The organism is Mycobacteriales bacterium (assembly GCA_036497565.1).
Classification (GTDB): domain Bacteria; phylum Actinomycetota; class Actinomycetes; order Mycobacteriales; family QHCD01; genus DASXJE01.
Genome location: DASXJE010000023.1, coordinates 1 through 7,329 on the forward strand (window position 1 = coordinate 1; position 7,329 = coordinate 7,329).

At 68.3% G+C, this 7,329-nt stretch carries 8 protein-coding genes; 4 read left to right on the top strand and 4 right to left on the bottom strand.

Going from position 1 to position 7,329, the window contains the following annotated elements:
- Together VGH85_02535 and VGH85_02540 are read left to right on the top strand one after the other, a co-directional pair.
- Positions 1-2,035: ABC transporter substrate-binding protein (locus VGH85_02535; GenBank protein HEY2172665.1), on the top strand; the 2,035-nt coding region annotated here is incomplete at its 5' end.
- A gap of 58 nt (positions 2,036-2,093) precedes the next feature.
- Positions 2,094-2,570, top strand: coding sequence for a DUF664 domain-containing protein (locus VGH85_02540; protein HEY2172666.1), 477 nt, complete (start codon positions 2,094-2,096; stop codon positions 2,568-2,570).
- Positions 2,571-2,594: 24 nt separating this feature from the next.
- Here the strand turns inward: VGH85_02540 and VGH85_02545 are convergent, their stop codons facing one another.
- Genes VGH85_02545 through VGH85_02555 form a run of 3 tightly spaced genes read right to left on the bottom strand, consistent with a single transcriptional unit; the run spans position 2,595 to position 4,466 of the window.
- On the bottom strand, positions 2,595-3,248 hold the full coding sequence (locus VGH85_02545) for a (2Fe-2S)-binding protein (protein HEY2172667.1): 654 nt from the start codon (positions 3,246-3,248) through the stop codon (positions 2,595-2,597).
- Positions 3,249-3,301: 53 nt separating this feature from the next.
- Complete coding sequence (locus VGH85_02550) at positions 3,302-4,219, bottom strand: CbtA family protein (protein HEY2172668.1); 918 nt, start codon at positions 4,217-4,219, stop codon at positions 3,302-3,304.
- A gap of 19 nt (positions 4,220-4,238) precedes the next feature.
- Positions 4,239-4,466 carry a CbtB-domain containing protein gene (locus VGH85_02555; GenBank protein ID HEY2172669.1) on the bottom strand — a complete coding sequence of 76 codons (228 nt, stop codon included), beginning with the start codon at positions 4,464-4,466 and terminating at the stop codon, positions 4,239-4,241.
- Between the two features lie 217 nt (positions 4,467-4,683).
- Between VGH85_02555 and VGH85_02560 the strand changes: the two genes are divergently transcribed.
- Complete coding sequence (locus VGH85_02560; GenBank protein HEY2172670.1) at positions 4,684-5,646, top strand: cobalamin biosynthesis protein; 963 nt, start codon at positions 4,684-4,686, stop codon at positions 5,644-5,646.
- On the top strand, positions 5,643-7,133 hold the full coding sequence (locus VGH85_02565) for a cobyric acid synthase (protein ID HEY2172671.1): 1,491 nt from the start codon (positions 5,643-5,645) through the stop codon (positions 7,131-7,133). The genes VGH85_02560 and VGH85_02565 overlap by 4 nt, the downstream gene beginning before the upstream one ends.
- Before the next feature lie 4 nt (positions 7,134-7,137).
- Here VGH85_02565 and VGH85_02570 read toward each other — a convergent pair.
- Positions 7,138-7,329: cobaltochelatase subunit CobN (locus tag VGH85_02570; protein ID HEY2172672.1), on the bottom strand; the 192-nt coding region annotated here is incomplete at its 5' end.

The following is a 7,329-nucleotide window of genomic DNA, read 5'->3' on the forward strand; positions in this document are numbered from 1 at the left end:
CGGGGGCGGATCCGGCTCGGGCGGCGCGAGCGCTGCCAAGGGCTCGGCGAAGAAGCCGTTGGCCCCGCCGAAGAGCTTCAGCGAGTCGCCGACGCTGGCCAGCCAGGTGAAGGCGGGCAAGCTGCCGGCGGTGGCGAAGCGGCTGCCGGACAGCCCGTATGTCGTCCCGCACAACTGGTTGGGCAAGGGCAAGTACGGCGGAACCATGAATATGATCACGTTCACCAGCCAGGGCACCGCGAAGGCGGATTCCAACCGCGAGTTCTTCTACGGTCACTCGCTGCTGCGCTATCTGAACGATGGTCTCGACGTCGGCCCGGGCCTGGTCGAGAAGTGGTCGTCCAATGCCGACACGTCGGAATGGACCCTGCACTTCCGCAAGGGCCTGAAGTGGTCCGACGGGGTCGCGTTCAGCACCGCCGACATCCTCTTCTGGTGGCAGGACATCATCCTGCCGGGCCACTACGCCCAGGTGCCTCCCGACGAGTGCCGGTCCGGCAAAGGCACGCTCGTCAAGATGAAGGCCGTCGATCCTCTGACATTGACGATGACCTTCGACGCTCCCGCGCCGCTGACCGCCGATCGGCTGGCGATGTGGGTCAACGGGGCGATCGGGCTCAACGGTCCGATCTGGGTCCTGCCGAAGCACTACGCGAAGCAGTTCCACCCGAAGTACAACCCGAAGGTCCCGAAGAACTGGGACTCGGTCGGAGGCCTGTGGGAGCAGAAGACGGACTGGATGCGCAACCCGGCATGTCCGGTCCTCATCGGCTACAAGTGCAAGAAGTTCGACAACAACACTGGTGTCACGCTGGAGCGCAATCCCTATTACTGGGCGGTCAGCAAAGACGGTGACCAGCTGCCCTACATCGACGAAATCATCATCACCGATGTTCAGGATGCTCAGGTCGGCAAGCTCGAGGTGCAGCAGGGCAAGGTCGACTTCTGTATGGGTTACTTCACCCAGATCGATCTGTCCGATGTGTCGAGCCTCGCCCAGAACAAGGCGAAGGCAAGCACGGACATCGTCCTATGGGACAGCGGGTCGGGCACCGGCTCGATCTTCTTCCTCAACTTCGACTACCCGGACGCCAAACTGCGGAATCTGTTCCGTGAGCCGAAGTTCCGGCAGGCGATCTCCCTCGCGGTGAGCCGGGATGTGCTCCAGAAGAGCCTCTACTTCCAGACCGGTTACCCGACGACGGGCACGCTGAGCGCGAAGGCGATCGAGTACCAGGTCAACAGTCAGGGCGTCCAAACCTTCCACGAATGGCGGGACAGCTTCGTCAAGCAGGACGTCAAGAAGGCGAAGTCGCTGCTGGCCGAGCTCGGCCTGAAGGACACCAACGGCGACGGCTACGTCGAGATGCCCGACGGGTCGAAGCTGTCGATCCGGATCGACTATTCGGCCGACATCTCCCAGACCGAGGCGGCCAAGGACAACCAACTGGTGCAGGACGCGAAGGCGATCGGCCTGCGGATGACCCGGAACCCGGTGTCGCCGCAGTCCTACGCCGACCAGTGGGAGGCCGGCCAGCTGATGTCGCACACCAACTGGGAGGTCGGCGACGGGCCCAACCACCTCGTCTACCCGCAGTGGTTGGTGCCGATCGAGAACACCCGGTGGGCACCGCTCGAGGGCCAGTTCTACGCGGTGCGGGGCACCCCGGCCGAACACCAGGAGTTGAACGTCAACCCGTGGAAGCGGAACCCCCCGCGGATGCAGCCCGACGCCGGGGGCCCGATCGCGGCGATCTGGAAGATCTACGACCAGAGCAAGGTCGAGCCGGATTTCATGAAGCGGACCCAGCTGGTCTGGAAGATGATCAAAATCCATGTCGACCAGGGCCCGTTCTTCACCGGCACCGTCGGGAACTACCCGCAGGTAGTCGTGGCCAAGACCGACCTGCGCAACATCCCCCGCAAGGAGAACCTCGCTCAGGGCGGTTTCGTCAACCCGTGGGTCCACCCGACGCCGGCCGTCTACGACCCGGAATGCTGGTTCTGGGACAACCCGACGCAGCACACGACCTAACCCACAGCGGGAGGCTGTCGCCCCGGGCGATCTGTATGGGCACTGCCATACTCCCGTCATGAACAGCCTGGCGCTCATGAAGTCCCATCTGCAGGCGCAGCGTCGGCACGTGCGCGACGCCCTCGAGGGGTTGACCGAGCAACAACTGGCGACTCCGGTGCCGCCAACGACGTGGTCACCGATCTCGGTGCCGCACCACCTTGCCCTCGACGTCGAACGGTGGTGGTTCTGTGCACTCCTCGCCGGGGACGACACCGCGTGGCAGTACTTCGAGGACCACCCCGGAGGCGCATGGAGCGTGCCGCCCGGCACGGACGTCATGGCGCTGTACGACGCGGAGTGCCAACGGGCCGACGAGGTCATTGCTCGCAGCACCCCGACGGACCCGGCGGTGAGATGGCCCGACTTCCTCGGGCCACGCCAAACGGCGGCGGAGATCACCATGCACGTCATCACGGAGACAGCGACCCATGCCGGCCAGCTGGATGTCGTACGGGAGTCCATCGACGGAAAGACGTGGCTCGTCCTCGACTGACTCGATGCGCTCACCGGTGCCCGGCTAAGACCGAACGAGAACGCAATCCCCGCATACGGCGGACTTGGTGTCGGCGATGCGGTAGATCAAGCAGCAACTGTTGCGACGGAATGACGGCCCGGCGTGGCGTTGTCCGCCCTCGATTCTCGGGTCGGCCAACACACGGTCGGCTGCAGCGTAGGCACGGTGGGCATCGTCGGGTCGTGCGCCGGCGATCAGAGCGGCCGCGCTGTTCGCGGCCGACGCGACGTTGCCCCAAAGCACCTGTGGCGACAGGGCGTAGCACGCCGCGGTAGCCACGGTGATCGCTTCGACAGCCGAACCGACCAAGGGGCCGGCGTCGCCGCTCGTGAAGTCGACGATTGACAGCGGAAATGGGCCGCCGAGCTGGTCCTGCCACCACAGGTCGTCTGAGCCGAGGGCCGCTCGCTCGAGTCCGAGCGCAGCGGCGCCGATGGTTGGTGCGAGGAGTCGGGCGACCACGCCGAGGTGGGTGATCGACGCAGCGACCCTGAGTTCGATCCGCGCGACCGGTCCGCCGCCGGCAAGGGCGGCCCGTACCGAGTGGACACGCTCGTCCAACCGCCTCGGTTGGTCCAGCAGCTCTCGCAGTGGTCGCCACGGCGCGCTCGGGCTCGTGCCGGCGTCGTGTGTCTCGACCGCGAAAAAGGCACCCAATGCCGCGAGCTCGCCGAACCGTGCCCGGCGAGCTCGCTGGTCCGGGTCGGTGTCTATCCGACCGCTGCCGGCTCGGGAGCAGCGGCTTTCGTGGCGAGCTTGGACGGTCCGAGCACGAAGCGTTCGAGCAAGCCGCCGAAGACGAGCGCGATGGTGGTCCAGATGAGGAGCTGGTTGATGATCGAGTACCAGCGGAACTTCCACAGCAGGTCGGGGTCGAAGCCGGGGTAGGCGATCTGGCCGGGCGCGATCGTCTTGCCGTCGATCGTCAACGGCGTGGACAGGACGTTGGTGATCGGCTGCGGTGTCTCGGTCGCGGCGCGGGCGTAGCCGAACTGGTTCGCGTGGGCGACGTTCGCCGACAGGTCGCCCAGCGAGGGCAGCAGGCCGATCAACAACCCGAACGCAACGAGGAATCCGACCGCGGCCAACACGGTCGCGGTGAGCAGACCGAACCGGGCCGTGAGCCGGCGAGCTGCGTATACGGCGAGGCCGAGCAGGATCAGCGAGCCGGCCACCATCGCCAGGTACAGCTGGCCGCGGGTCGCAATCGTGAACGTGTGCCCGACGGCGGGCGGGTTGGCCGGGTACTTCACGAAGGGCAGCAGGTAGACGCCGAGGAATCCGAACGCGGTGATCAGCCAGGCCAGCTTGCGGGGCCGGATCTGGAAGCGGCCGTGCATGACGACGTAGGCGACCGCGACGAGTGCGCCCATCGCCGTGGAGAACGCGACGATGCCGGACGCGATGCCGATCGTGGACTGGATGGTGCGGGAGAAGACCTCCGGACCGTCCGGAGAGACGGGGCGCCCGGCCGCCTTGGCCAGAGCGTTGAGGACGTCGTCGCGACCGGATTCGTAGGCGATCGCCTTGTTGATTGTCGGCTCGGCGAAGATTTTCGCGAACACGAAGCCGAGCACGCCGGCAACGAATCCAGCCAGCGCGCCACGCAGGATGATGCGGATCTCCATGGTCGGTGTCCGCTACCGGTCAGTGGCAGGGGAAGCCGAGGAAGTGCCGCGAGTCGTGCACCCACTCGTGGATGACCATGCTCTTTCCGAACAGGGAGGTCACGCCCTCGTCGATGCCGACGAAGTAGTAGACGGCCAGCGCGAGGAAGATCGTGATGCCGAGAATGAGAGCCACGCGCCCCGTGGAGATCGCTTCGGGTGATACGGCGACCTTGGGCTTGCGGTTGGGGAGCGAGATGCTCGACACGGTGCCTCCTTGAGGGATTGTGCGTCCCTACCAGTGGATGGGCCTCATGACGGCGGAGTGTCTGACTCACCCGAAGCATGCGTCGCATGCTTCGGACTCACAGTGGCGCAACCGTGCCGGACTCTCACCGACTTCCTCGCGCCGTCATGCGTGCGTGAGATTACGGGCAGCAGCGTGCGGGCGTCAACGTGACGTGTCGCGTCGCTACCCTCGGCCGGTGTCCGTCGCCGGTCCTGCCCGCAGCCGGGCTCGCGCGACCGCGGCGGGCCTGGTCGCGGGCGTCGTACTCGACCAATTGGCCGGTGACCCGCGCCGTGGCCATCCGGTGGCGCTGTTCGGCGTCGCGGCGGGCCGGCTCGAGGCCAGGATGTGGCGGGACGACCGGGTGGCCGGCGTTCGTTTCGCCGCCGTACTCCTTGCGGCCGCGGCCGCTCTCGGCGGACTTCTCGACCGGAGATCGGGCCGGGTATCGGCCGCCGCCACCATGCTGGGCACCTGGGTAGTGCTCGGTGGACGGTCACTGGTCGCCGAGGCCGCCGCCGTCGACGCCCGACTGCGGCAGGGCGATCTGCCGGCGGCCCGGCAGCGGCTCACCCACCTCGTCGGCCGGCGTACCGACACGCTGGACGAGGCGGAGATCGCGCGCGCGACGATCGAGTCCGTCGCCGAGAACACCTGCGACGCCGTGGTGGCTCCGCTGGTGTGGGGTGCGGTCGGTGGGCTGCCCGGGCTCCTCGCCTACCGTGCGATCAACACACTGGACGCGATGGTCGGCCACCACAACCCGCGCTACGAGAACTTCGGCTGGGCATCGGCGCGGGCCGACGACGTCGCCAACTTCGTGCCGGCCCGGCTGACGGCGCTGCTGGCGGCCGCGGTCGCCCCGACTGTCTCCGGTAGCGGTCGCGCCGCGCTGTCGGTCGCTCACCGGGACGGCCGAAGCCATCCGAGCCCGAACTCCGGGATGTCCGAAGCGGCCTTCGCCGGCGCGCTCGGGATCCGCCTCGGTGGGCGCAACGACTACGGCTCACATGTGGAAGACCGGCCCGTCCTCGGGTCGCTCGGGCGTGCACCGGAGGCGGCGGACATTGCCCGGGCGTCGAGGTTGTGCCGCGCAGTCACCGCCGCCGCGGCGCTCACCTGCGCGGGGATCGCCGTGCTGCGAAAGGGACATCGGTGAAGGGTGCGCTGCTGGTCGCCGGCACGACCTCGGACGCCGGCAAGAGCGTCGTCACCGCCGGCCTGATCCGCTGGCTGGCCCGTCGGGGCGTGCGGGTGGCACCGTTCAAGGCGCAGAACATGGCGCTGAACTCCGCGGTCACCGCCGACGGGGCCGAGATCGGGCGGGCCCAGGCGATGCAGGCCGCCGCAGCGGGCATCGAGCCCGAAGCGATCATGAACCCGGTTCTGCTCAAGCCCGGCAGCGACACCCAAAGCCAGGTCGTGCTGCTCGGGCAACCGGTCGCCGACGTCGGCGCCCTCGACTATCAGGACCTCAAGCCGCGCCTGGAGGCGGTGGTGCAGGAGTCGCTGACGCGTTTGCGCGACCGCTTCGACGTCGTGATCTGCGAAGGAGCCGGCAGTCCGGCCGAGATCAACCTGCGCGACCGCGACATCACCAACCTGGGGCTGGCCCGCGCGGCGGATCTGCCCGTCGTCGTCGTCGGGGACATCGACCGTGGCGGCCTGTTCGCCGCGCTGTACGGGACGCTCGCGGTGCTGGATGCCGGTGATCAGCGGCTCATCTCGGGATTCGTCGTCAACAAGTTCCGCGGCGACCAGCGGCTGCTCGACCCCGGACTGGCGACGCTGCAGGCGATGACCGGTCGCCCCACGTACGGCGTACTGCCGTGGCAGCGTGACCTGTGGCTGGATGCCGAGGACTCTCTCGACCTCGACTCCCGACCGCGCGCAGCGCTGCCGCCCGTCGGTGCGGACCGGTTGCGGATCGCCGTGGTCAGGCTGCCGCGGATGTCGAACGTCACCGACGTCGACCCACTGTCCGCCGAGCCCGGCGTCGTCGTCGAGATTGCCGGCGACGCGGCGCAGTTGGAGCACGCTGACCTGGTGATCCTGCCGGGCACGCGGGCGACGGTCAGCGATCTCGCCTGGCTGCGGGCGAGTGGAATCGCTGCGGCCATCGAGGAGCGGGTCGCGCGGGGCCGGCCCGTCCTCGGCATCTGCGGCGGCTACCAGATGCTCGCCCGCAGCATCGAGGATGAGATCGAGAGCCGCGCCGGCCGGGTCGATGGGCTCGGCCTGCTGCCGACCCGCGTCCGGTTCGCCGCCGCCAAAACCCTCGCCCGGCCGGCGGGATCCGCACTCGGCGAACCGGTCCACGGCTACGAGATCCACCACGGCGGCGTCACCGTCGACGGGGGTACGGCGTTCCTGGACGGCTGCGAACTCGGATCGGTGCGCGGCACGAGCTGGCACGGCATCTTCGAGAGCGACACCTTCCGCCGCGCCTTCCTCCGTGACCTCGCAGCTCGCACCGGCCGCGACTTCACCCCGGCCGCGGACGTGACCTTCGCCGCCGTCCGCGAGCGCCGCTACGACGTACTGGCCGACCTGATCGAGACGCACCTGGACACCGCGGCCGTGCTCGACCTGATCGACAACGGCGTCCCGGCGGGCCTTCCGACCGTCGTCAGCAGCCTCACCTGAAGGCTCACCGGTCTTCGAGATCGCCCTCGGTGTCCAGGTAGGCCTGCCGCAGCGCCGCGAGGGTCTCCGGATTCGGGGTGTCCCACAGCTTGCGGTCGGCGGCCTCCAGCAACCGCTCGGTGATGCCGTGCAGCGCCCACGGGTTCGAGCGGGCGAAGAACTCGCGCATCTGCTCGTCGCGCACGTAGGTGTCGGC

Coding starts and splice junctions, on each gene's coding strand:
- VGH85_02540 (HEY2172666.1), top strand. CDS start 2,094: ATGAACAGCCTGGCGCTCATGAAGTCCCATCTGCAGGCGCAGCGTCGG.
- VGH85_02550 (HEY2172668.1), bottom strand. CDS start 4,219: ATGGAGATCCGCATCATCCTGCGTGGCGCGCTGGCTGGATTCGTTGCC.